21 protein-coding genes are annotated in these 20,084 nt (G+C 62.8%); 3 read left to right on the top strand and 18 right to left on the bottom strand.

The annotated features are described in order from the left end of the window. Nucleotides 1–43: 43 nt before the first annotated feature. On the bottom strand, nucleotides 44–661 hold the full coding sequence (gene rimP / locus ACFWXH_RS01770; protein WP_379116985.1) for a ribosome maturation factor RimP: 618 nt from the start codon (nucleotides 659–661) through the stop codon (nucleotides 44–46). Between the two features lie 309 nt (nucleotides 662–970). Here rimP and ACFWXH_RS01765 point away from each other — a divergent pair, with 309 nt between their 5' ends. Then, nucleotides 971–1,129, top strand: coding sequence for a hypothetical protein (locus ACFWXH_RS01765; RefSeq protein ID WP_379116983.1), 159 nt, complete (start codon nucleotides 971–973; stop codon nucleotides 1,127–1,129). Between the two features lie 186 nt (nucleotides 1,130–1,315). Here ACFWXH_RS01765 and ACFWXH_RS01760 read toward each other — a convergent pair whose 3' ends face one another. The 4 genes from ACFWXH_RS01760 to ACFWXH_RS01745 all read right to left on the bottom strand — a co-directional run bounded on the left by ACFWXH_RS01760 (nucleotide 1,316) and on the right by ACFWXH_RS01745 (nucleotide 5,658). After that, nucleotides 1,316–2,830 (bottom strand): tripartite tricarboxylate transporter permease, encoded by a 1,515-nt coding sequence (locus tag ACFWXH_RS01760; protein ID WP_054309117.1) that lies wholly within the window; start codon nucleotides 2,828–2,830, stop codon nucleotides 1,316–1,318. 22 nt (nucleotides 2,831–2,852) lie between these two features. Then, on the bottom strand, nucleotides 2,853–3,341 hold the full coding sequence (locus tag ACFWXH_RS01755; RefSeq protein ID WP_054309118.1) for a tripartite tricarboxylate transporter TctB family protein: 489 nt from the start codon (nucleotides 3,339–3,341) through the stop codon (nucleotides 2,853–2,855). Further along, nucleotides 3,338–4,282 carry a Bug family tripartite tricarboxylate transporter substrate binding protein gene (locus ACFWXH_RS01750; RefSeq protein WP_379116981.1) on the bottom strand — a complete coding sequence of 315 codons (945 nt, stop codon included), beginning with the start codon at nucleotides 4,280–4,282 and terminating at the stop codon, nucleotides 3,338–3,340. The genes ACFWXH_RS01755 and ACFWXH_RS01750 overlap by 4 nt, the downstream gene beginning before the upstream one ends. Nucleotides 4,283–4,593: 311 nt before the next feature. After that, on the bottom strand, nucleotides 4,594–5,658 hold the full coding sequence (locus ACFWXH_RS01745) for an ABC transporter substrate-binding protein (protein WP_054309463.1): 1,065 nt from the start codon (nucleotides 5,656–5,658) through the stop codon (nucleotides 4,594–4,596). A 216-nt stretch (nucleotides 5,659–5,874) separates the two neighbouring features. Here ACFWXH_RS01745 and ACFWXH_RS01740 point away from each other — a divergent pair, with 216 nt between their 5' ends. Together ACFWXH_RS01740 and ACFWXH_RS01735 are read left to right on the top strand one after the other, a co-directional pair. Beyond that, nucleotides 5,875–6,540: a response regulator transcription factor gene (locus ACFWXH_RS01740; protein ID WP_379116978.1), complete on the top strand. Its 666-nt coding sequence runs from the start codon at nucleotides 5,875–5,877 to the stop codon at nucleotides 6,538–6,540. 24 nt (nucleotides 6,541–6,564) lie between these two features. Further along, a complete protein-coding gene (locus ACFWXH_RS01735; protein ID WP_379116976.1) occupies nucleotides 6,565–7,986 on the top strand; it encodes a sensor histidine kinase N-terminal domain-containing protein in 1,422 nt (473 codons plus the stop codon). Between the two features lie 108 nt (nucleotides 7,987–8,094). Here ACFWXH_RS01735 and ACFWXH_RS01730 read toward each other — a convergent pair whose 3' ends face one another. From ACFWXH_RS01730 to tsaB, 13 genes are all read right to left on the bottom strand, one after another. Further along, the gene (locus ACFWXH_RS01730) at nucleotides 8,095–8,796 is read right to left on the bottom strand and encodes a tRNA (guanine(46)-N(7))-methyltransferase TrmB (RefSeq protein WP_379116974.1); all 702 of its coding nucleotides are present in this window, start codon (nucleotides 8,794–8,796) and stop codon (nucleotides 8,095–8,097) included. Between the two features lie 16 nt (nucleotides 8,797–8,812). Then, nucleotides 8,813–10,096 carry a methionine adenosyltransferase gene (gene metK, locus ACFWXH_RS01725; protein WP_379116972.1) on the bottom strand — a complete coding sequence of 428 codons (1,284 nt, stop codon included), beginning with the start codon at nucleotides 10,094–10,096 and terminating at the stop codon, nucleotides 8,813–8,815. A gap of 201 nt (nucleotides 10,097–10,297) precedes the next feature. Then, entirely contained in the window at nucleotides 10,298–10,717 is a 420-nt protein-coding gene (locus ACFWXH_RS01720) for a helix-turn-helix domain-containing protein (protein WP_054309124.1), read from the bottom strand. Nucleotides 10,718–10,855: 138 nt separating this feature from the next. Further along, entirely contained in the window at nucleotides 10,856–12,442 is a 1,587-nt protein-coding gene (gene lnt, locus ACFWXH_RS01715) for an apolipoprotein N-acyltransferase (RefSeq protein ID WP_379116970.1), read from the bottom strand. Nucleotides 12,443–12,554: 112 nt separating this feature from the next. Continuing rightward, a complete protein-coding gene (locus ACFWXH_RS01710; RefSeq protein WP_379116968.1) occupies nucleotides 12,555–13,052 on the bottom strand; it encodes an SRPBCC family protein in 498 nt (165 codons plus the stop codon). A gap of 89 nt (nucleotides 13,053–13,141) precedes the next feature. After that, nucleotides 13,142–13,483 carry an ArsR/SmtB family transcription factor gene (locus ACFWXH_RS01705; RefSeq protein WP_379116966.1) on the bottom strand — a complete coding sequence of 114 codons (342 nt, stop codon included), beginning with the start codon at nucleotides 13,481–13,483 and terminating at the stop codon, nucleotides 13,142–13,144. A 62-nt stretch (nucleotides 13,484–13,545) separates the two neighbouring features. Continuing rightward, nucleotides 13,546–14,622 carry a hemolysin family protein gene (locus ACFWXH_RS01700; protein ID WP_379116964.1) on the bottom strand — a complete coding sequence of 359 codons (1,077 nt, stop codon included), beginning with the start codon at nucleotides 14,620–14,622 and terminating at the stop codon, nucleotides 13,546–13,548. 26 nt (nucleotides 14,623–14,648) lie between these two features. Further along, nucleotides 14,649–15,137 carry an rRNA maturation RNase YbeY gene (gene ybeY / locus ACFWXH_RS01695; protein ID WP_379116962.1) on the bottom strand — a complete coding sequence of 163 codons (489 nt, stop codon included), beginning with the start codon at nucleotides 15,135–15,137 and terminating at the stop codon, nucleotides 14,649–14,651. 139 nt (nucleotides 15,138–15,276) lie between these two features. Beyond that, nucleotides 15,277–16,326, bottom strand: a complete 1,050-nt coding sequence (locus tag ACFWXH_RS01690) for a PhoH family protein (protein WP_379116960.1) — start codon at nucleotides 16,324–16,326, stop codon at nucleotides 15,277–15,279. Between the two features lie 56 nt (nucleotides 16,327–16,382). Further along, entirely contained in the window at nucleotides 16,383–17,774 is a 1,392-nt protein-coding gene (gene miaB, locus ACFWXH_RS01685; RefSeq protein ID WP_379116959.1) for a tRNA (N6-isopentenyl adenosine(37)-C2)-methylthiotransferase MiaB, read from the bottom strand. A 281-nt stretch (nucleotides 17,775–18,055) separates the two neighbouring features. Next, nucleotides 18,056–18,850 (bottom strand): lysophospholipid acyltransferase family protein, encoded by a 795-nt coding sequence (locus ACFWXH_RS01680; RefSeq protein ID WP_379116957.1) that lies wholly within the window; start codon nucleotides 18,848–18,850, stop codon nucleotides 18,056–18,058. A 27-nt stretch (nucleotides 18,851–18,877) separates the two neighbouring features. Continuing rightward, complete coding sequence (gene rimI, locus ACFWXH_RS01675) at nucleotides 18,878–19,372, bottom strand: ribosomal protein S18-alanine N-acetyltransferase (protein WP_054309133.1); 495 nt, start codon at nucleotides 19,370–19,372, stop codon at nucleotides 18,878–18,880. Next, nucleotides 19,372–20,046, bottom strand: a complete 675-nt coding sequence (gene tsaB, locus ACFWXH_RS01670) for a tRNA (adenosine(37)-N6)-threonylcarbamoyltransferase complex dimerization subunit type 1 TsaB (RefSeq protein WP_379116955.1) — start codon at nucleotides 20,044–20,046, stop codon at nucleotides 19,372–19,374. The genes rimI and tsaB overlap by 1 nt, the downstream gene beginning before the upstream one ends. Between the last annotated feature and the right edge of the window lie 38 nt (nucleotides 20,047–20,084).

Below are 20,084 nucleotides of genomic sequence, written 5' to 3'. Positions count from 1 at the left end.
TTAGTCTCCCTGAACAGGGCCGCCCTAGCCGGCGGCCGCTCATTCACTTCTCAGCTTCTGTTTCTTCTGCGGCATCAACGTCGCCGCGGTGTTTCTTGGCTTCCTTGCGCGCCCGATTGTCCCTCGACAGGGCTTCGCGGATCAAATCATCGGTCAGCACGAGATGAGCTTCGACAATCGCATCAAAAGGAATGCGCACCGTCGGCTCCTCGCCGTAGGCCGCCTTGTCACGCTCCAGCAGGATGCCGTCGGCATCGGCTTCCGCGATCTTGCCCTTGAAGCGCTTGCGGTCGGTGATGAGGACCGAAGTCTCCAGCTTGACCAGGTGGCCGGTCCAGGTGACGAAATCCGACGTGCGAACCAGCGGCCGGTCGATCCCGGGCGAAGACACTTCCAGATGATACGCCTTCTCGATGGGATCGTCGACATCGAGCGCCGGCGAGATCGCACGACTGACTTCTTCGCAATCCTCGACGGTCATGGTGCCGTCTTCGCGCTCGGCCATGATCTGCAACGTCAGGCCATGTTGACCCGACAGGCGTACACGCACGAGACGGAAGCGCATGCCACGCAGCACCGGCTCGACGATGATGGCGATGCGTGCATCGATACCGCTCTCGCGGATGATACGGTCGTCGCTATCGGCCTGGCTTGATGACATCCGGTGTCCGTTGCTCGAATCTCTTGGCGACGGCCGGTAACAAAAAAGAGCGGGACCGGGTGGACCCACTCTTCGTCATACCGACCAAGAATTTGACGCCGATATAACAATGGCGGCACTGAATTGCAAGGCTCCGTTGTGGGCTCAGCCCATCGAGCCGAATCCTGACACAACTTGGCACCGACCGATTTCCACCCATGCGCGCACCGCATGGCAGACTTGCCGTGAAAGACCTGTTAGCCGCACCATCGGCCTCCTATCTTTTGTGCAGCGCAGCAAAACGCTGTGCCAGAGAAATGGAGCAAGCCCGTGCGCACCAGCAGAACCGCTTTTCGCAACCTGATCGACCTCGTCGGCAGCGCGATCAATGCGGCCGGCGCCGTGGAAGGCAACCGCGCCCCCAAGGGCCAAGACCTTCGCCGCCTCGGCATCGACCCGGTCGAGTTCGCCAAGATCCGTCGCATCTAGAGCATTTCCGTTTTCACGGAAACGCGAAAACGCTCTAACTCTTTGTTTTTATGCAATTCCGAACGGAAAACCGCAACAAAGCTTTCCTGGAATTGCATCTAGCGCCAGACAATGAAAAAGCGGAGGCAAATGCCTCCGCTGGATGGGAACGATCCGGCGACGTGTTTGCCGGTCAGAACGCTCCGTTCAGTCTTCATCACCGCCGAGTTGCGACAGGATCTTGTCCTTGCCGCGCCAGCGCAGATAGAGCGGAACCAGCACCGCAGCGGCCGCAAGCACCCACAGCCCCACCGCGATCCAGGAATGGAACAACACGGAAGGATCGCCCTGGCTGATGGCGACCGCGCGGCGCAATTGCTGTTCCGCCAGCGGCCCCAGAATCAGCCCCACCACCACCGGTGCGATCGGATAGTGGAAACGCCGCAAGCCATAGCCAAGCAGGCCGAAAGCCAGAAGCAGCCCGAGTTCGAAGGTCGACGGGTTGGCACCGATGGTGCCGAGCGTCGCGAACATCAGGATGCCAGCGTAGAGCCAAGGCGTCGGAATGGTCAGCAGTTTCACCCACAACCCAATCAGTGGCAGGTTGAGCACCAGGAGCATGAGGTTGGCCACCAGAAGGCTGGCGATCAGGCCCCAGACCAGTTGCGGATTGGTGGCGAACAGCAGCGGCCCCGGCTGCAGACCGAACTGCTGGAAGCCCGCAAGCATGATGGCGGCCGTCGCCGTCGTCGGCAAACCGAGCGTCAGCAACGGCACCAGGGTGCCTGCCGCCGAGGCATTGTTGGCGGCCTCGGGTCCCGCGACGCCTTCGATGGCGCCCTTGCCGAACTCCTCCGGCTTCTCAGCCAACTGCTTTTCTACAGAATAGGACAGGAAGGTACCAATCTCGGCACCGCCTGCCGGCATGGCACCGATCGGGAAACCGATCGCCGTGCCGCGCAGCCACGGCTTCCAGGACCTACGCCAATCCTCGCGCGTCATCCACACCGAGCCCTTGATCGCCTGGATCGTCGAATCGCCGCCCTTGGCCGCAGCCACTGAAAGCGCCTCGCCAATGGCGAAAAGGGCCACGGCCAGCGTCGTCACCTCGACACCGTCAAGCAGGTCCGGAATACCGAAGGCAAGCCGCGCCTGACCCGTCTGCAGGTCGATGCCGATCAGGCCGAGCAACAGGCCGATGAAAAGCGAGGTCAGGCCGCGCAGCGTCGATTCGCCGAAGGCGGCCGATACGGTCATGAAAGCGAGCACCATCAGCGCGAAATATTCCGCGGGACCGAAAGAAAGCGCCAGTTTCACGATCGTCGGCGCAATGAAGGCAAGGCCGACGGTGGCGATAAGGCCTGCAACGAAGGAACCGATGGCGGCGGTGGCAAGCGCTGGGCCGCCGCGTCCGGCGCGCGCCATCTTGTTGCCTTCGAGCGCGGTCACGATCGAGGAACTCTCGCCCGGCGTATTGAGCAGGATCGATGTTGTCGAGCCGCCATACATGCCGCCGTAGTAGATGCCGGCGAACATGATGAGTGAGCCGGCCGGGTCGAGCTTGTAAGTCACCGGCAGGAGAAGAGCGACCGTCAGCGCCGGACCGATGCCCGGTAGAACACCCACGGCGGTACCCAAGGTCACGCCGATCAGCGCATAAAGCAAATTCATCGGCTGCAGGGCGACCACAAGCCCGTGCGCGAGGAGTTCGAACGTTGTCATGAGCCTCGTCCGCTAATTCCGTTCAAAACAAAAGATGTTCAAGCGGGCCGGCAGGCAGCGAAAGCGACAGGCCGCGCGCGAAGATCACCCAGATGACGTAGGCAAACACGATGCCGAGCGGGATCGTCTTCCACAGGGGCCCCTTGCCGAAGGCGCGCGCCGTGGCCGCGAACAGCAGGCCGGTGGCAATCGAGAACCCGGCGACCTTCAAAAGCAGCATTTGCGCGGCCAGGCCACCGACGATCCACAGGATCGGGCTGATTTGCTGCTGTTCGCGCTCGGGGAAATCGCCGCGCCAGCCTTCGAATGCCGTCCAGATCGCCAGGATGAAGAAGACTGCAGCGATCACATACGGGAAAGTGGTCGGCCCGATGCGGGCATAACTCGCGGCCCCAGTCTGCCGCGCCGTCGACCAGACAACGACGATCGCCACGACGGCCAGCGCGATGGCAATGGCAAGCGCCGCCCAATCAGGGCGGCGCGATGTCTGTTTGGAGGAGGTTTCGCTCATTTGACCAAGCCGATGTCCTTGAGAACGCCGGCGGTGAGTTCGGTGTCCTTCTTCAGCTGCGCAGTGAATTCGTCGCCGGCCAGATAGGTGTTCTCCCAACCTTTGTCGGTGAGGATCTTCTGCCAGGCGGCGGACTTCACCATCTTGTCGATATCGGCAACGATCGCAGCCTTCTGCTCGGCGCTGATGCCGGGCGCGGCGGCAACCATGCGCCAGTTCTGGATAGCGACGTCGACGCCGGCTTCCTTGAAGGTCGGCGCTTCAATGCCAGAAATGGGCTTTTCACTGGAAATGCCGATGAGCCGCAGCGTGCCGGCCTTCACCTGTTCGGAGAATTCACCATAGCCGGAGATGCCGACGGTGACCTGGTTGCCGAGCAAGGCCGCAAGCGCCTCACCGCCACCCGAGAAGGCGATGTAGTTGACCTTGGTCGGATCGACGCCGACCGCCTTGGCGATCAGGCCAGCTGTGATGTGATCGGTGCCGCCTGCGGAGCCGCCGCCCCACGACACAGAACCCGGATCCGCCTTCAGCTTGGCTACCAGGCCGGCCATGTCCTTGATGTCGGATGCGGCAGGCACCACAACCACCTCGTATTCGCCGGTCAAGCGCGCGATCGGCGTTACCTGCTCGAGCGTCACCGGCGAATTGTTGGTCAAGATGCCACCGACCATCACATAGCCGCCGACAAGCAGTTGCGAGGCATCGCCATTGGCCTGGTTGACGAACTGGGCCAGCCCGATGGTGCCGGCTGCACCCGGCACGTTGGTTACCTGTACGGAGCTGGAAATCTTCTCATCCTGCAGCGCGCTCTGCATGGAGCGCGCGGTCTGGTCCCAGCCGCCGCCCGGTGCCGCAGGGGCCATGATCTTGTAGTCGGCGGCGAAGGCCGGAATGGCCATCACACTCGCCACGATGGTCGCCAGAAGGAATTTCTTCACGGTCTCTCTCCCTTGAGACGCAGCCCATTGGGGTCGGCTGGCGTCGTGTTCGCATTGGTTCGCGTCGCACGGCTGGCGTCGCGTCGAGACAACCCTGGGAGAACGGTGGTTTTGGATAGCTGCCGTCGAAGGCTTCTGCCTTCGCCCCGGTGCCGGCCGTTGTGGCCCCTCTCCTCCCAGACCTGCAGGCCCAGCCGCCTCCAACAGCCAAACCGACAGAAATGCTAACCGAGCAAGCTGACATCTGACTGACATCCTGCCCGGCAGAGCGATCATGACCCAAACACAAGGCCTTTGCCACCGCTTCGTGGTCAGCGGCCTTGCAGGGCCGCGTTCCAGCGTTCAACAAGGCGGTTGCGCTTGACCTGATCGAGATAGACGAGAAGGCCGGGGCTCACCGGAACCGGACGGAGCTGTGCGCCCATCGTGGCCTGGATGGCATTGGCGGTGTTTTCACCCGACACATCCGGATTAACCGCAGCGATGTGGAGATCGCGCGCCATGATCGTCTGCCCCTCAGCCGACATGAAATAGGCAAGCAAGGCGCGGCCGAGATCCGGCGAAGCCGCCGCCTTCGGCACGAGGCCGATGCGCGACATGACGACCGTATAATCCCTCGGCATGACGATGCCGACATCCGGATTGCGTGCCGCCCAATCCGTCGCATAGGAACCGAGGATGTTGTAGCCCAGGACTGCCCGGCCATCGGCAATGCGCTCAAGGATTGCAGCGCTTCTCGAATACAACTTGACGCCGGCCTTGCCCATGCTGCGGATGACCGACCAGATGTCTGGAAACTGTTCCTGGTCGCGCGCCATGAACATGAAGCCGACGCCGGAGCGCTCGATGTCATAGGTGGCTATCTTGCCTCGCACGGCGTCGGCGTTGCGTTCGAGATAGTCGACGAACTGGGAACGTGTCGCCGGCGGCAAGACATCGCGGAAACTCGGCTTGTGATAGACGAAGACTGCCGGTTCGAAGGTCAGCGCATAGGCGGTGTTGCGCCAGTTCGCCCAGCGTGGCCAGCGTGCGCTCATCGGCAGGTCGCTTTCCTGCGCATAGCCGTCATTGGCGAGTTTGACCTGCAGATCCATGGCGGATGAAAAGGCGACATCGCCGGTGTTCTGGCCAGCGTTGGTCTCTTCGATGATGCGCGTATAGATGTCGCCGGTCAGCAATTCCTCGTAGCGCACCGCGACGCCGGGATTGGCGCGGCGAAACCCTTCGATCATGCCCTTGGCCAAAGGCGCGTCCAGCGCGGAATAAACGATCAGCGTACGCGCGCCCGCGTCACCGTTGAGAGCCGGAAAAAGCGTCGTTTCGGCCTGCGCAGGCCTCGACACCAAAACCAGCAGAACGATGACTAGAAAGCGCATAGTGGCCAACTTGCCCGAGCCCGCGATCATCCACAAGCGCCGCAGGTTGCGGCGGTTTGGTGCGCACGAAAGTCTGCCAGAGCGGAAAGCGATCAGGATGGATCGGTACTGCTCCTCTGTCTCTTTGTCTTGCGCATGATCTTCATCCGAAAAGTCTGCAACTTTTCGGGATCATGCTCTAGGCTCGGGAAAACGATTTCCGGCAAGGAGTTCCGGTTGCGCATTCTGGTGGTGGAGGACACGCAGACCCTGGCCGACGGGCTTGTGGCCGTGCTGAAAGGCAGTGGCTACGCAGTCGACCACGTCGTTGATGGGCAATCGGCGCTTGCCGTGCTCGCCGCCGAGCGGGTCGACCTTGTCATCCTCGACCTCAACCTGCCCGGCATGGACGGGTTGCAGGTGCTGCGCAGCATCCGTGCGCGTCAGGACGGGCCAGGTGTGCTCATCCTCAGCGCACGCGCCGATCTGCATGACAAGATCAAGGGGCTGGACCTCGGCGCCGACGACTATATGACCAAACCCTTCGACGTCGATGAACTGGAAGCGCGCGTGCGTATGCTGCTGAGGCGCCACGCAGGGTTGAAATCGTCAATCGTCTCGTTCGGCGATGTGACCTTCGATCTTACCTCGCGCAGTTTCTCAGGCGGCGGCATGCCACTCGATTTGCCGGCGCGCGAAGTGAGCCTGCTCGAAACGCTGTTCCTGCGCACCGGCAAAGTGGTGCCGAAACAATCGATCCTGGAATCGCTGGCCGGCTTCGACGAGGAGCTGTCCTTCAACGCCATCGAGCAATATGTCAGCCGGCTGCGGCGTCGGCTTGCCCCCTATGGCGTAACCGTACGGACCGCACGTGGCATCGGCTACTATCTCGAGAAAGTGTAGCGGAAGCATGGGGGAGATTTGCTGATGGCAGTCGCCGCGCCCTATTCGCTGCGCCGCCGACTGCTGTTCTGGCTGCTCGTGCCGCTGATCGCGATCGGGGTGATCGCCCTGCTCGACACCTGGCGGGAGGCGATCGGGACGGCAAACGCCGCGTCGGACCGCGTACTGGCCGGTTCGGCCCTGGCGATTGCCGAGCGTGTGGTCGTTTCCGAGGAAGGTACCCTCGAAGTCGACATTCCGTATGTGGCCCTGGAAATGCTGACTTCGGCTGCTCAGGATCGGGTATTCTACAGGGTCGACGGCCCGCCGGGCACCTTCATCACCGGCTATGACACCTTGCCCATCATGCCGGCACCGCCGCCGGAGAGAGCACAGTTTTCCGATGCGACCTTCCGTGGCGAACCGATCCGGCTGGCTGCCCTTGCCCGCTCGGCCTCGACCGGTGTCGATTCCATCCCCTTCGTGGTGACGGTTGCCGAAACCACCATCGCGCGCACCCAGCTTGCCCAGACCATCCTGTTGCATTCCGCCCTTCGGCTGGCGGTGCTGATCGGCGGCGCGGCCCTTATCACCTGGTTTGCCGTCAATGCTTCGCTGCAACCGCTTTACCGGCTGCGTTCCGCCATTGCCGAACGCAGCCCCGACGACCTGCACCCGATCGACGACCGCGTACCGGGGGAGGTGCGCGGTCTGGTCGAAACGGTGAATTCCTTCATGGTGCGGCTGGGTGCCGCCCTGTCCGGGCTGCGCAACTTCACCGGCAATGCCAGCCATCAATTGCGCACGCCGATGACCATCGTGCGCACACAGCTCGCGCTCGCTGGCCGCGCGAAATCACTCGCCGAAGCGAAAGCCGCGGCCCAGACCGCCGATACTGCAATCGTGCGCGCCGAGCACGTCCTTGCCCAATTGCTTCTCCTGGCGCGCATCGACGCCGCCGCATCGGACATGATCGAGACGACATCGGTCGATCTCACCACCGTCACCATGGAAGGCGTCGCCGACCGCGTCATGGAGGCAAATGCGGCCGGCGCCGATCTCGGCTTCGAAGGCGGTGAAACGGTCGCGATCAGGGGCGAACCGCTGCTCATCGGCGAACTGGTCGGCAATCTGGTCGACAACGCCATCGCCTATGCCGGCAGCGGAGCCGAAATCACGGTGCGCGTGTCTGGCGGGGACGAAGCGGTTCTGGAGGTGGAAGACAACGGCCCAGGCATTCCGCCGGACAAGCTGGCCGCGGTTCGCACGCGCTTTTCGCGCGGGGCCGGTGCCGACAAGCCCGGCAGCGGGCTTGGACTGCCGATCGTGGAAGAGATCGCCGAATTGTTCGGTGGCAGGCTCACGCTCGAAACGCCCGCATCCGGCAAGGGATTGCGCGCGCGCGTCACGTTTCCGCCGGCTTCTTCACCCGCAGACAAAGCGAGTGACGACACCGTCGTCGGATAGACGACGCTAGAGCGTTTCCGTTTTTCACGGAAACGCGGAAACGCTCTAACTCTTTGTTTTAACGCAATTCCGGACGGAAAACCGTTACACACTTTTCCTGGAATTGCTCTATCGTCGGATAAACGTCAGGTAGGCGGTACGGCGCCCCTCGCGGATGGCCTTGGCTTCATAGCGCGTGCTTTCCCAGCCGGGGTAAGGCGTGTGCCAGTCGGCCGCTTCGTTCGCCTGCCACGCGAAGGCCGGGTGTGCACGGCAATGCTGGAGCGTCCAGTTCACATAGGTATCGATGTCGGAAGCAAAGCAGAACTTGCCGCCCGGCTTCAAAACGCGCGCGAAACGGTCGAGATTCACGGGGCTGACGAAACGCCGCTTCCAGTGCCGCTTCTTGGGCCACGGGTCGGGATAGAGAAGGTCGATCCAGTCGAGGGAGGCCTGCGGCAGCCAGTCGAGCAACAGGGCTGCATCGTCGTCGAAGACGCGCAGATTATCCGCGGGCTCTTTCGCCAGCGCGACCATCATCTTGGCCATGCCATTGACGAAAGGTTCGGCGCCGATGAAACCGGTGTCAGGATGCGTCAGCGTCTCCTGACGCAGATGCTCGCCACCGCCGAAACCGATTTCGAGCCGGATCGAAGAAACGGAGGCCCCAAAAAGGCCTTGCAGTTCTTTCGGCGCCGGCTGCGCCAGATCGAGCCGGTAGCTCTGGAGGCCGACCTCCAGAGCAGTTGCCTGCGCGGGACGTATGGTTTTGCCGCGCCGCCGTCCGAAAAAGGCTTCACTCGTTCGGCTGCGGCGCGGTTCGTCTTCCATGTCAGAAACGGTCGCCTCAGGCGGCGGCCGCGACCTTGTTGGCGACGGCGTCCTTGAGCACCTTCACCAGATCGGTCTTCTCCCAGGAGAAAGAGCCATCCCGGCCAGCCTTGCGGCCGAAATGGCCGTAGGACGAAGTCTTGGCATAGATCGGCTTGTTGAGATCGAGGTGGCGACGGATGCCGGACGGCGACAGGTCCATGACCTCGCGCAGCGCCGCTTCCAGCTTGGCCTCGTCGACGGCGCCGGTGCCGTGAAGGTCGACATAGACCGAAAGCGGCTGGGCAACGCCGATGGCGTAGGAAAGCTGGATGGTGCAGCGGTCGGCAAGCTTGGCCGCCACGACGTTCTTGGCAAGGTAGCGCGCGGCATAGGCGGCCGAACGGTCAACCTTGGTGGTATCCTTGCCGGAGAAGGCGCCGCCGCCATGCGGTGCAGCACCGCCGTAGGTGTCGACGATGATCTTGCGGCCGGTGAGGCCTGCGTCGCCGTCGGGCCCGCCGATCACGAACTTGCCGGTCGGATTGATGTACCAGTTGCAGTCGCCGGCGATCTTCAGGTCGCCCAATGCTTCGCGGATATAGGGTTCGACGACCTTGCGGACCTTCTTGGAATCCCAGCTTTCTTCGAGATGCTGGGTGGAAAGCACGATCTGCGTGACCTCGGCGGCCTTGCCGTCGACATACTTCACGGTGACCTGGCTCTTGGCGTCCGGACCAAGCCTGCCGGCATCGCCATTGTTCTTGTGGCGGGCGTCGGCCAGCAGCTCGAGAATCTTGTGGCTGTAATAGATCGGCGCCGGCATCAGGTCCGGCGTCTCACGGCAGGCATAGCCAAACATGATGCCCTGGTCGCCGGCACCTTCTTCGCCCTGGCGGTCGGCGGCGTTGTCGACACCCTGGCCGATATCAGGCGACTGGCCGTGCAGCAGCACGTCGATCTTTGCGGTCTTCCAATGGAAACCGGACTGTTCGTAACCGATCTCCCGGATCGCCTTGCGCGCGACCGACTTGAACTTGGAGGGATTGACGGTCGGGTGCCCGGCCGAATCCTTGACGATGTTGCCGGCCTTGTCCTTCTTCAGCAGCGTCTCAGGCACACGCACTTCACCCGCGATCACAACGCGGTTGGTGGTGGCAAGCGTTTCGCAGGCGACGCGGACCTTCCACGGATCCATGCCTGTCTTCCTGGCTTCGCGGTAAACGAGATCGACGATCTCATCGGAGATACGGTCGCACACCTTGTCGGGGTGACCTTCGGAAACGGATTCGGATGTGAAGAGATAGTTCTGGCGCGACACGGGTGTCCCCTCTGGAAAGCAATCGGCAGATCGCCGATCTAGCGGGCCACGTGTTAGCGGGGCTGCGCCGGCCTCGTCAAGACGATTGCGCAGTATCGGATATCAAAGCCCGATGCGGCAGTGGAACAAAATTCCCTGGATTGCGATGTTCCAGGTAAAGCCGGCCGCCATGTGATGACGACCGGATAATCGCGTCCCGATTCAGCTTGCTTCATCGCCGGCGAGCGACTTGATGAGGTCGATGATCCGCCGGCGAACTTTCGGATCGGCGACCTTCACGAAAGCGCGATTGAGTTGCAGGCCTTCGGGCGTCGAGCAGAATTCCGCCGCCAGAGCCATGGCGTTGTCCTCGGCAAAACCGCCGCGCGGAATGCCATCCTGTCCTGGAGCATCTTCGAAGAAGAAGGAAACCGGCACGCTCATGATGGAAGCTATCGCCTGGAGGCGGCTGGCGCCGACGCGGTTCGTACCCTTCTCATATTTCTGAATTTGCTGGAAAGTTATTCCAAGGTTCTCGCCAAGCTTTTCCTGGCTCATTCCAAGCATGTTACGCCGTAATCTGATGCGACTGCCAACATGAGTGTCAATTGGGTTTGGTTTTTTCTTGTTTTCTTCTACCATTTTATCCTCGCCGAATTCTTCCGGCTTCTTGTGTTTTTGACGCCTAACCTCTGACCTGAGCTCCCATCTCGTTCGAAAAAAGCGACAGCGTGCGAGAGATGCCAACCGCTCCATAATGGGTTTCTAAAATACTGGCTGTCAATTCGCCGGTAGCTTGTGCCTTACGGAAAAAACGAAAGCAATCAGGGCAAGGGCGAGCATAATCAGATATCCGTTAACGCGCCGTTGGCCGGCTGAGATCACATCGGATGACGATGCAACCGGGATGCTCAAATCGATGGTGTCGCGGACGTTGATGGCCAGGGCATCAAGGATCCGGCCGCGTGCATCCACGGCCGCGGAGATGCCATTGTTAGCCGCACGTAACAGAGGCATTCCGTTTTCCACCGCGCGTATCTGGGCCTGACGGAAATGCTGGTAAGGGCCGGGCGTGTCCCCAAACCACGCATCGTTGGTAAGGTTCACAATAAGCTGACTTGACGCAGCGTCAACTGCCACTTCGTCAGGAAAAATGACTTCATAACAGATGAACGGAAGGCCGCGGATCGCGCCGGGCAACACAATGGGATGCCGGTCGTTTCCAGCGGAAAACATCGTCGGCCCGGCGACCAGCTGTTCTACGCCGATGCGCCGCAATAGCTCGGCAAAAGGCAGATATTCACCGAACGGCACGAGATGGACTTTGTCGAAGGCGTCGGCGATCTCGCCCTTGTCATTGATGGCGACCACCGAGTTGTAATAGCGCGCGCCGGTATTGGCCGACGCCCCCTCCTCCCGCACCGCCCCGGCGACCAGCATCTGGCCGTCGGCCAGCGTATCGCCAAGCGCGGTCAGGGCATCCGGCCGCTCGGTGAACAGAAAAGGCACGGAGGTTTCCGGCCACAGGATCAACTGCGGTTTTTTCTTGCCAGGATCCGGCGTCGACGACATGCCAAGCAAGGTCGCGAAGATGCGGTCGCGTACAGAAGCGTCCCACTTCTCGCGCATGTCCACCGACGGCTGGACAATACGTATGTCGAGCGTTCGGTCGGCCGGCACCGGCGTGGTAAGCCGCAGATAACCAAAGCCGAGATGCGCGCAGACCAGGACGAGCGCCAAAATCGCGCCCACGGCAAGATTGCGCCGCCCAACCAGCAGCGCGGGCATGGCGAAGACGAAGACGGCAAGCGCGTTCATGCCGTTCATGCCGATTGCCGACACGCTCTGCATCAGCAGGGGAACCGGCATCGCCGCATAGCCGACCGCATTCCAGGGAAAGCCGGTCAGGACGAAGCCACGCAGCCACTCCGCCAGGGCAAAACCAACAGCGAGCGCCGCGATACGGCCCAGCCCGCTGCTCCACAAAAGCCGGGCAACAGCCGTGGCGACCCCATAGAAGAAGGCCAGCAGCAACGGAATACCGATCACGGCGAAAGGCAGTGCCCAGGCGTAATCGTCGGCTTCCACAAGCAGCGCCTGCCCGATCCACCACAGGCCAGCCAGGAAATAACCGAAACCGAACCACCAGCCGACGGCGAATGCCGGTCGCAGTCGCTTCAGAAAGCCGCCGGACGCCTCACCCGTCGTGCCATCGAGCAACCAGACCAGAACCGGAAAGGAAATGAAGCAGACGGCGAAGAAATCGTAAGGGGCCTGCCCAAAAACCGCCAGCGCGCCGGCCAGAAAGGCCGCAAGCGCGCGTCGCCAACCCCAGAGCAGAATTATCCGGCCGGCGAGGCGCTCCATGCATTCTTCCGAGTCACGAGAATCATGGCGGAAGATGTATCAGGCCACGCCGCGCGCTCCAAATGCCGGCCCAAATATTGGCATGGCCGCACCATGCCGATACGCACCTGTTTCAGGCCGATTTCAAAGCAGGCCGCTCAGCCGGCTCGACCAGTTCGGCGAGTTGCCTGGCAACCGTGCCCCAACCGTCGTGGAATCCCATCTCTTCATGCATGTCACGCTCAGCCTTGCTCTTGTGCATGACATGGGCAGCGTAATCCGTGCCTTGCGGATGCTCGCGCAACGTGATGATCGCGGTCATGAAGGGTTGATCGGCCGGACGCCAGCCACCGGTGAGCGCATTGGTGAAGACGATGCGTTCCTGCTCGTCGATGGCCAGGAAACAAGCATCGAGATGCGGCTGGAAGGCACCACCGTCCTCGCTGATGCGCGTGACGAGAGCGCCGCCCGGACGAAGCTCCATTTTCTCGACCTTGCATCTGGCCGGCGCCGGGACCCACCAGCGGGCGAAGCTCGCCGGATCGCTCCATGCGTTCCAGACGGCGGAGCGCGGCGCCCTGATGATGCGCGACAGGGTCAGATCGGTCTCGGGATTCACGGTCTCGGTCATTCCGGTTTCTCCTTGTTCTGCTCAGAACGAAATGCCGCGGCATTTCGCTCTGCCTTTTTTGTTTGCCGCATGATCGTTGTCCGAAAAGTCTACAACTTTTCGGGATCATGCTCGGCGAGAACGAAACGCTCCAGGCGATCATTGCGGCCTTCCCAGACCGCGCGCTGCGCCGACAGCCAGGTTTCGATCATCGCAAACTGCTTGGTTTCGATGGCACAGGTGCGCACGCGCCCCTGTTTTTGCGTCCGGATCAGGCCGCTGCCTTCGAGAAAGTGGATGTGCTTCATGAAAGACGGCAGCGCCATGTCGAACGGCTTGGCGAGGTCGCTGATGCTGGATGGTCCCTTGCCGAGTTCCGTCAGCACCGCGCGCCGCGTCGGGTCGGCAAGTGCCTGGAAGATTCCGTCCAATCGCGTCGAATACTGATCCATAAGGCTAAGTATCACCCCAAGACACTTAGCACAAGGGCTAACTATGAAAATCCTGGATAAGCCTACGCTTGTTCGGCCCGCGCGCGGCGGCGACGCTCGATCGCCTTCTGGCTCTCGACGATGCGCACGCGCTTCACCCGGCGAGGATCGGCATCGAGGATGTGAAACTCGAAGCCCGGAATGGCTTGCACCACCTCGCCCCGCGCCGGTACGCGCCCCAGCGTATTGAAGATCATGCCGCCGATCGTGTCGACCGACTCGCCGTGTTCGCCGGCTGCGAAGTGCTCGCCGAGCATCTTGGCGACGTCATCGATCTCCGCCTTGCCATCCACCACGTAGATGCCGTCGCCGGCCTGCGTGATCATCGGCTCGTCGTCGTCATGCTCGTCCTCGATGTCGCCGACCACCATCTCGACGATGTCCTCCAGCGAGGCGAGGCCGTCGGTACCGCCATATTCATCGATGACCAGCGCCATCTGCGTGCGTGCGGCCTGCATCCGGCCCATCAGGTCGGAGGCCAGCATCGAAGGCGGCACGAACAGCACCGGCCGGATCAGGCTGAGGTCGCCGATAGTGCGCGCGAGATCGACCTGGGTCAGGTCGAGCAGCGCGGCGGCCGGCGTCTTGCGGCTGGCGCGGCCCGGTTTCCTGACCCGGGCAAGGCGTGTGATGTGGGCGAGCACGTCGCGGATGTGGACCATGCCGCGCGGATCGTCCAGCGTCTCGGAATAGACCGGCATGCGGGAATGGCCGGACTGCTCGAACAACACCAGCATGTCGCCCAGGGTCGTCCCGATCTCCACTGCCTGGATGTCGGCGCGCGGCACCATGACGTCCTCGACGCGAACCTCGCGCAGGCGCAGTATGTTGTTGAGCATCGCCCGTTCGCCAGGCGAGAAGGACTCGGCGCCCGTCTCGGTTTCGGCGAGCGCGTCGGCGATTTCCTCGCGCAACGAGGTTCCGTTGCGTTGACGGAAAAGACCCAGAATGCGCTCGAACAGTGAGGGGCCGGCAGAAGAAGGCTCGCTCGCTATGCTGCCGGAGTTGGTACTCGGACTGGGCGTTTCTTCCGTCTTTCCGGAAGCCTTTAAGGCACTGCCGGCGTCCGTGGGGGCGGCAGTCTCTGATTTCTCGTTCATCGTCGTCCGGTCAATTGAATGTTTAGTTACGCATACGGATCGGGAATGGCAAGTCTTGCCAGCGCCGCGCGCTCGACCGCCTCCATCTCCTCGGCTTCATCGTCGGTCTCGTGATCATAGCCCAGCAGATGCAGCAGGCCATGGATCACAAGGTGGCTGACGTGGTTTTCGATCGGCTTCTTCTCTTCGGCCGCCTCGCGCGCAACCGTTTCGGCAGCCAAGACGATATCGCCGAGCATCGGCGGCAGCGGACCGCCCTTGGCCGGCGGAAAGGCTGGGAAGGACAGCACGTTGGTGGGTTTGTCCTTGCCGCGCCATTCCGCATTCAGCGCCTGGATGGCGGCATCGTCGGTGAAGACAACGCTGAGCTCGGAGGGGTCGTTTCGGGCAAGGCGAAGTTCGGCAAAGGCAGCGCCGACGGAGCGTTCGACAAGGCCAAGCAACTCCGCCTCGGACGGCCAGACACCGGCTTCGACCGCGAGATCGATATCGAATGGCAGATCAGGCGACGTCATCGAGCCTTGTCCTGGCTAGAGCGCCGCGCGTCCTTTTGGACGCGCAAAGGTCGCTCTAACACTTTGATTTGGCGCATGATCCTTTCCGAAAATCGATTCCGATTTTCGGGGTCATGCGCTAGCGGGCATACCGGCAGGATCAGTTGTCCGCCCCCAGGCCGCGGGAGACCTTGCCGTCACGGTCATAGGCCCTGACGATCTCACCCACCAGCGGGTGGCGCACGACATCCCCATCGGCGAAACGCACGGTCACGATGCCGGGAACCCCGTCCAGCACGCGCAACGCCTCGACCAGGCCCGACTTGGTGTTGGGCGGCAGATCGATCTGGGTCGGATCGCCGGTGATGATCATGCGCGAATTCTCGCCCAGACGCGTCAGGAACATCTTCATCTGCATCTGGGTGGTGTTCTGCGCCTCGTCGAGGATGACGGCGGCATGCGCCAGCGTGCGTCCGCGCATGAAGGCCAGCGGCGCGATCTCGATGACGCCGGCTCCGATGGCGCGCTCCACCTTGTCGCCCGGCATCATGTCGTAAAGAGCGTCGTAGAGCGGGCGCAGATAAGGGTCGACCTTTTCCTTCATGTCGCCCGGCAGGAAACCGAGCCGCTCGCCAGCCTCGACTGCCGGCCGCGACAGGATGATGCGTTCGACCATGCCGCGCTCCAGCAGCATGGCTGCATGCGCGACCGCCAGATAGGTCTTGCCGGTACCGGCCGGGCCGATGCCGAATACCAGTTCCGACCGTTCCAGCGCGCGCATATAGGCGTCCTGGTTCAGCGAACGGGCGTAGATGGTCTTCTTGCGGGTCGAGATCTGTGCGGCGGACACTTTGCCCTTGCGTTCCATTGTCGGCAGTACCAGTTGGTCGTCGGCCGCAACCGCCATGCGCACGGCGCCATCCACGTCCGACTGGGCGATATCGGCGCCCTTCTGCAAGATATCGTAGAGGTTGTCCAAGGCGCGGCGCGCCTGTTCGGCGGCGGTCGACGAGCCCTTGATGGTAAGCTGGTTGCCGCGCGAGCGGATGTCGACGCCGAGCTTCTGCTCAAGTCGCGCCAGGTTCTCATCGAACTGGCCATACAGCGCACTGGCCAGCTTGTTGTTGTCGAAGGTCAGAACGATATGCGCCATATCCGAGGCCCCGGATGCAGTGCTTGGGGGCACGTCCTTCAATTCAGTGGCGCTCAAACGTCTCTCCTCATCTGATCCGTCATTCCGACCCGTAACTCAGACCGATCCGTAACTCAGATAGGTTCGGCGTACAGGCTGTTGAAGCCCGGCCGCGTGATTCGCACCTCAATAATGTCACCGATTTCGCCGGCCTTTTCATCAACAATCACCGGCTGCAGCCAAGGCGAGCGGCCGACCTTCTGGCCGGCCTGCCGGCCGGGCTTCTCGATCAGCGTCGTGATGGTGCGACCGACCATGGAAGCGGTGAAGGCCTGCTGCTGTTGTACCAGCAGCGCCTGCAGCGTGTGCAGGCGCTCGTCCTTCAGCTTTTCGGGCACATGATCGTCCATTTCGGCACCCGGAGTGCCGGGGCGCGGCGAATATTTGAACGAGAAGGCGGATGCATAGCCCACTTCCCGCACCAGCCGCATCGTGTCTTCGAAATCGGCATCCGTCTCGCCGGGAAAACCGACGATGAAATCGCCCGACATGGCGATGTCGGAACGTGCGGCGCGGACGCGGTCGACCAGACGCAGATAGTCCTGCGCCTTATGGCGCCGGTTCATGGCCTTGAGGATCCGGTCCGAGCCCGACTGCACCGGCAGATGCAGATAAGGCATCAGGGTGGGCAGATCGCGGTGCGCGGCGATCAACTCGTCATCCATGTCGCGCGGGTGGCTGGTGGTGTAGCGCAGCCGGGCAATGCCGGGAATTTCGGCCAGGCGATAGAGCAGCCGGCCCAGCCCCCAGTCGGAGCCATCCGGCCCTTCGCCGTGCCAGGCATTCACGTTCTGGCCAAGCAGCGTCACTTCGCGCACGCCGGCATCGGCAAGGCGCTCAGCCTCGGCGACGATCTGAGCGACCGGCCGCGACACTTCCGAGCCACGCGTATAAGGAACCACGCAGAAGGTGCAGAACTTGTCACAGCCTTCCTGCACGGTGAGGAAGGCGGCAACGCCGCGCTTGGCGACCACGGCGCGCTTGGGCTGCGGCAGGTGCTCGAACTTGTCCTCGACGGCGTATTCGGTCTCGACCACGCGGCTGCCGCCGCGCACGCGCGCCAGCACGTCCGGCAGACGGTGGTAGGTCTGCGGGCCGATGACCAGATCGACCGCCGGCGCGCGGCGGATGATCTCGCGGCCCTCGGCCTGCGCCACGCAGCCGGTGACGCCGATCAGCATCTCACGGCCCGCTGCCGCCTTCTCGTTCTTCAACTCACGGATGCGGCCGAGCTCCGAATAGACCTTCTCCGCGGCCCTCTCGCGGATATGGCAGGTGTTGAGCAGCACCAGATCGGCATCTTCGATGACACTGGTTTCGGCATAGCCGTCTGCCGCCAGCGCATCGGTCATGCGCTGCGAGTCATAGACATTCATCTGGCAGCCATAGGTCTTGACGAAGACCTTCTTAGGCTGGGGCGCATCGGCACCCTTTTCGGTGTTCGGCGAAAGCGTTTCCAGTTCCATGCGGCGGCTTCTAACGCTTTTCCGGCGTGAATGACAGAGGTTAGCCCCGCTCCGCGGGGGCGAATATGGCACTGCCCCCTATTGCCCTGCCTGGCGCTGCTCTCCTAAACGGCAGGGCAATCGCATATATGAAGTTCCCCCTCTCCGTCTCGGGCTTCTCCGGCGGCTTTTGCCGCCGGCGCAGGGCGAGACGGAGAGGGGGCAATGCGCCATACGCGATTGCCTGCCGTGAACCGAGGGCTGCAGGGCGGGTGTGGAACCGCCAAGCGAACCGAAGAGCGCTACTTCACGGGCTCGCTGAGCGCTGCCTGCATCATCTCACGCACGCGGGCTTCCACCACGCGCGCCGTCTCCTTGCGGTTGGAACGCCTGGAGAAGGCAACCGGTTCGCCGAAATGCACCTCGACATCGAGCCCACCCTCGGCGAGCAGCGCCTTGAGGTGAGGACCAAGATCCTGATCGCCGATCCATGACGCCACCGGGCGCCAGCGCCGGCCGAGCGGCACGCCGTGCAGACGGGTGTAGGCGATCGCCACCGGCTGGATGAAGACTTCCTCCGCCGTTCCTTCGGCGATCGCCATGGAAGCAGCGCCAAACAGCGTGGTCTTGAACGGCAGCACCATATTGCCGTCGCCGGTGGTGCCTTCGGCAAACAGCACCATGGCGTCGCCCTTGGCCAGCCGGGCCGCGATCTCATTGGCCTGGTCGCCGGACGTGCGCTTGCGCTCCCGCTCGATGAAGACGGTGCGCTGCAGCTTCGACAGCTTTCCGATCGCCGGCCAGTTCTCCATGTCGGCGCGGGCGATGAATTTCACGTCGACCAGCGAGCCAAGAACCATGATATCGGTCCAGGAAATATGATTGGAAGCAACCAGCAACGGCCGCTGGTTGGACAACGTGCCGTGGGTGTGGACGCGAATGCCGAGCGCGCGGGCCATGGCGCGGTGCCATATCTTCAGGATGACCGTTTCCGGCCACCATCCCGTCTTCATTGAAATGAGCTGCAGCGGCACCAGCACCGCGGTTGCCAGCACGACATAGGCGAAGGCCAGAACTGTCCTGATTTTTCCGACCATCACGTCCCCGATTGCGGCATGAAGGCGCTAGCGGAGATCGCGGCGCATGACAAGCGCGCCGGTCGGGCCATGTTCGGGCGAACGGTAATAATTCGGCCGCTTGCCGACTTCGCGGAAGCCGAGCCGGCGATAGAGGGTCAGCGCCGCGACATTGGTTTCATCCACTTCGAGGAACAGCGCCTCGGCGCGCTCGCCGTGCAGGTTGCGCAGCACCGCATCCATCAATTGCCAGCCGAGACCTTGCCTGCGGTGAGCGCGGGCGACCGCAACGGTGAGGATCTCGCCCTCGCCCGCGGCAAACCTGGCCAGCACGAAACCGACCGGCGCTTCGGCGCCGTGGCCGACCTCGCGGGCGGCAAAACCGAAAACCGTGTCCTGTTCGAGCAGTGTCGCGAACTCGCCATCGGTCCAGGGCCGCACGAAATCCTCGTGGTGCAGCGACGAGACGGCGGCGGCGTCTGCCACGGTCAACGGTTCGAGCGCATATTCGCGGCGGCGCGGTGACAGGAACGGAATGCGCATCAGCCGGCCCTCGGCAAGACAAAGCCGGCCTGCGGCTTGGCATCGGCATCGCGCAGATAGACCGGTTTGGGTTTTTCACCCGGCCCCTTCAGCGCAGCCAGCCGCGCGTAAGTCGCAATGTCGGCGGTGGCGGCAAGCGGCCCGAAGTCGAACACGCCGCCGGCAGCATCCGCGACCGTCTCGGCGGCCGTGCCGGCAAGCACCGCCGCATTCTCCGTGGCCATCAGGGCCGCATCGGAAAGGGTGATGATGGCGGGACCATGACGTGCCAGCCCATCGGCGCCGAAGAGAGCGGCATGGATTTCGCTCCGCCCGCCATCGAGCACCGCCAGCACAACACGCCCCGGGAGGATCGTCGCCGCTTCCACCGCCAGTGCCTCCAGCGTGGTGACGCCGATGGCCGGAATTTTCAGCGCCAGCGCCAGACCGCGCGCCGCCGAGACGCCGACGCGGATGCCGGTGAAGGAGCCGGGACCGGTCGAGACGGCAATGGCGCCGAGATCGGCGTAGGTAACGCCGGCATCGGCCAGAGCCTTGTCGATGACCGCCAGCAGATGCTCGGCATGGCCTTTTCCGAGATCGAGCACATGCCGGCCCAAGAGCCTATCCGCCGCAGCGTCGTAGACGCAGGCGGCGCACAGGCTGGCGGAGCAATCGATGGCGAGCAGTTTCATATCAGCTCCGCCTAACCGATCGCCGCGCTGGCTACAAG

Origin of the sequence: Mesorhizobium sp. NPDC059054, from assembly GCF_042739215.1 — a bacterium.
Taxonomy (GTDB): Bacteria; Pseudomonadota; Alphaproteobacteria; order Rhizobiales; family Rhizobiaceae; genus Mesorhizobium.
This window is presented reverse-complemented; position numbering and strand designations above follow the sequence as displayed.

What these genes read in the sequence shown, in the direction of transcription:
- rimP (WP_379116985.1), bottom strand. Translation starts at nt 661, where the DNA reads ATGTCATCAAGCCAGGCCGATAGCGACGACCGTATCATCCGCGAGAGC.
- ACFWXH_RS01760 (WP_054309117.1), bottom strand. Translation starts at nt 2,830, where the DNA reads ATGACAACGTTCGAACTCCTCGCGCACGGGCTTGTGGTCGCCCTGCAG.
- ACFWXH_RS01755 (WP_054309118.1), bottom strand. Translation starts at nt 3,341, where the DNA reads ATGAGCGAAACCTCCTCCAAACAGACATCGCGCCGCCCTGATTGGGCG.
- ACFWXH_RS01745 (WP_054309463.1), bottom strand. Translation starts at nt 5,658, where the DNA reads ATGCGCTTTCTAGTCATCGTTCTGCTGGTTTTGGTGTCGAGGCCTGCG.
- ACFWXH_RS01735 (WP_379116976.1), top strand. Translation starts at nt 6,565, where the DNA reads ATGGCAGTCGCCGCGCCCTATTCGCTGCGCCGCCGACTGCTGTTCTGG.
- ACFWXH_RS01730 (WP_379116974.1), bottom strand. Translation starts at nt 8,796, where the DNA reads ATGGAAGACGAACCGCGCCGCAGCCGAACGAGTGAAGCCTTTTTCGGA.
- ACFWXH_RS01720 (WP_054309124.1), bottom strand. Translation starts at nt 10,717, where the DNA reads ATGGTAGAAGAAAACAAGAAAAAACCAAACCCAATTGACACTCATGTT.
- lnt (WP_379116970.1), bottom strand. Translation starts at nt 12,442, where the DNA reads ATGGAGCGCCTCGCCGGCCGGATAATTCTGCTCTGGGGTTGGCGACGC.
- ACFWXH_RS01710 (WP_379116968.1), bottom strand. Translation starts at nt 13,052, where the DNA reads ATGACCGAGACCGTGAATCCCGAGACCGATCTGACCCTGTCGCGCATC.
- ACFWXH_RS01705 (WP_379116966.1), bottom strand. Translation starts at nt 13,483, where the DNA reads ATGGATCAGTATTCGACGCGATTGGACGGAATCTTCCAGGCACTTGCC.
- ACFWXH_RS01700 (WP_379116964.1), bottom strand. Translation starts at nt 14,622, where the DNA reads ATGAACGAGAAATCAGAGACTGCCGCCCCCACGGACGCCGGCAGTGCC.
- ybeY (WP_379116962.1), bottom strand. Translation starts at nt 15,137, where the DNA reads ATGACGTCGCCTGATCTGCCATTCGATATCGATCTCGCGGTCGAAGCC.
- miaB (WP_379116959.1), bottom strand. Translation starts at nt 17,774, where the DNA reads ATGGAACTGGAAACGCTTTCGCCGAACACCGAAAAGGGTGCCGATGCG.
- ACFWXH_RS01680 (WP_379116957.1), bottom strand. Translation starts at nt 18,850, where the DNA reads ATGGTCGGAAAAATCAGGACAGTTCTGGCCTTCGCCTATGTCGTGCTG.
- rimI (WP_054309133.1), bottom strand. Translation starts at nt 19,372, where the DNA reads ATGCGCATTCCGTTCCTGTCACCGCGCCGCCGCGAATATGCGCTCGAA.
- tsaB (WP_379116955.1), bottom strand. Translation starts at nt 20,046, where the DNA reads ATGAAACTGCTCGCCATCGATTGCTCCGCCAGCCTGTGCGCCGCCTGC.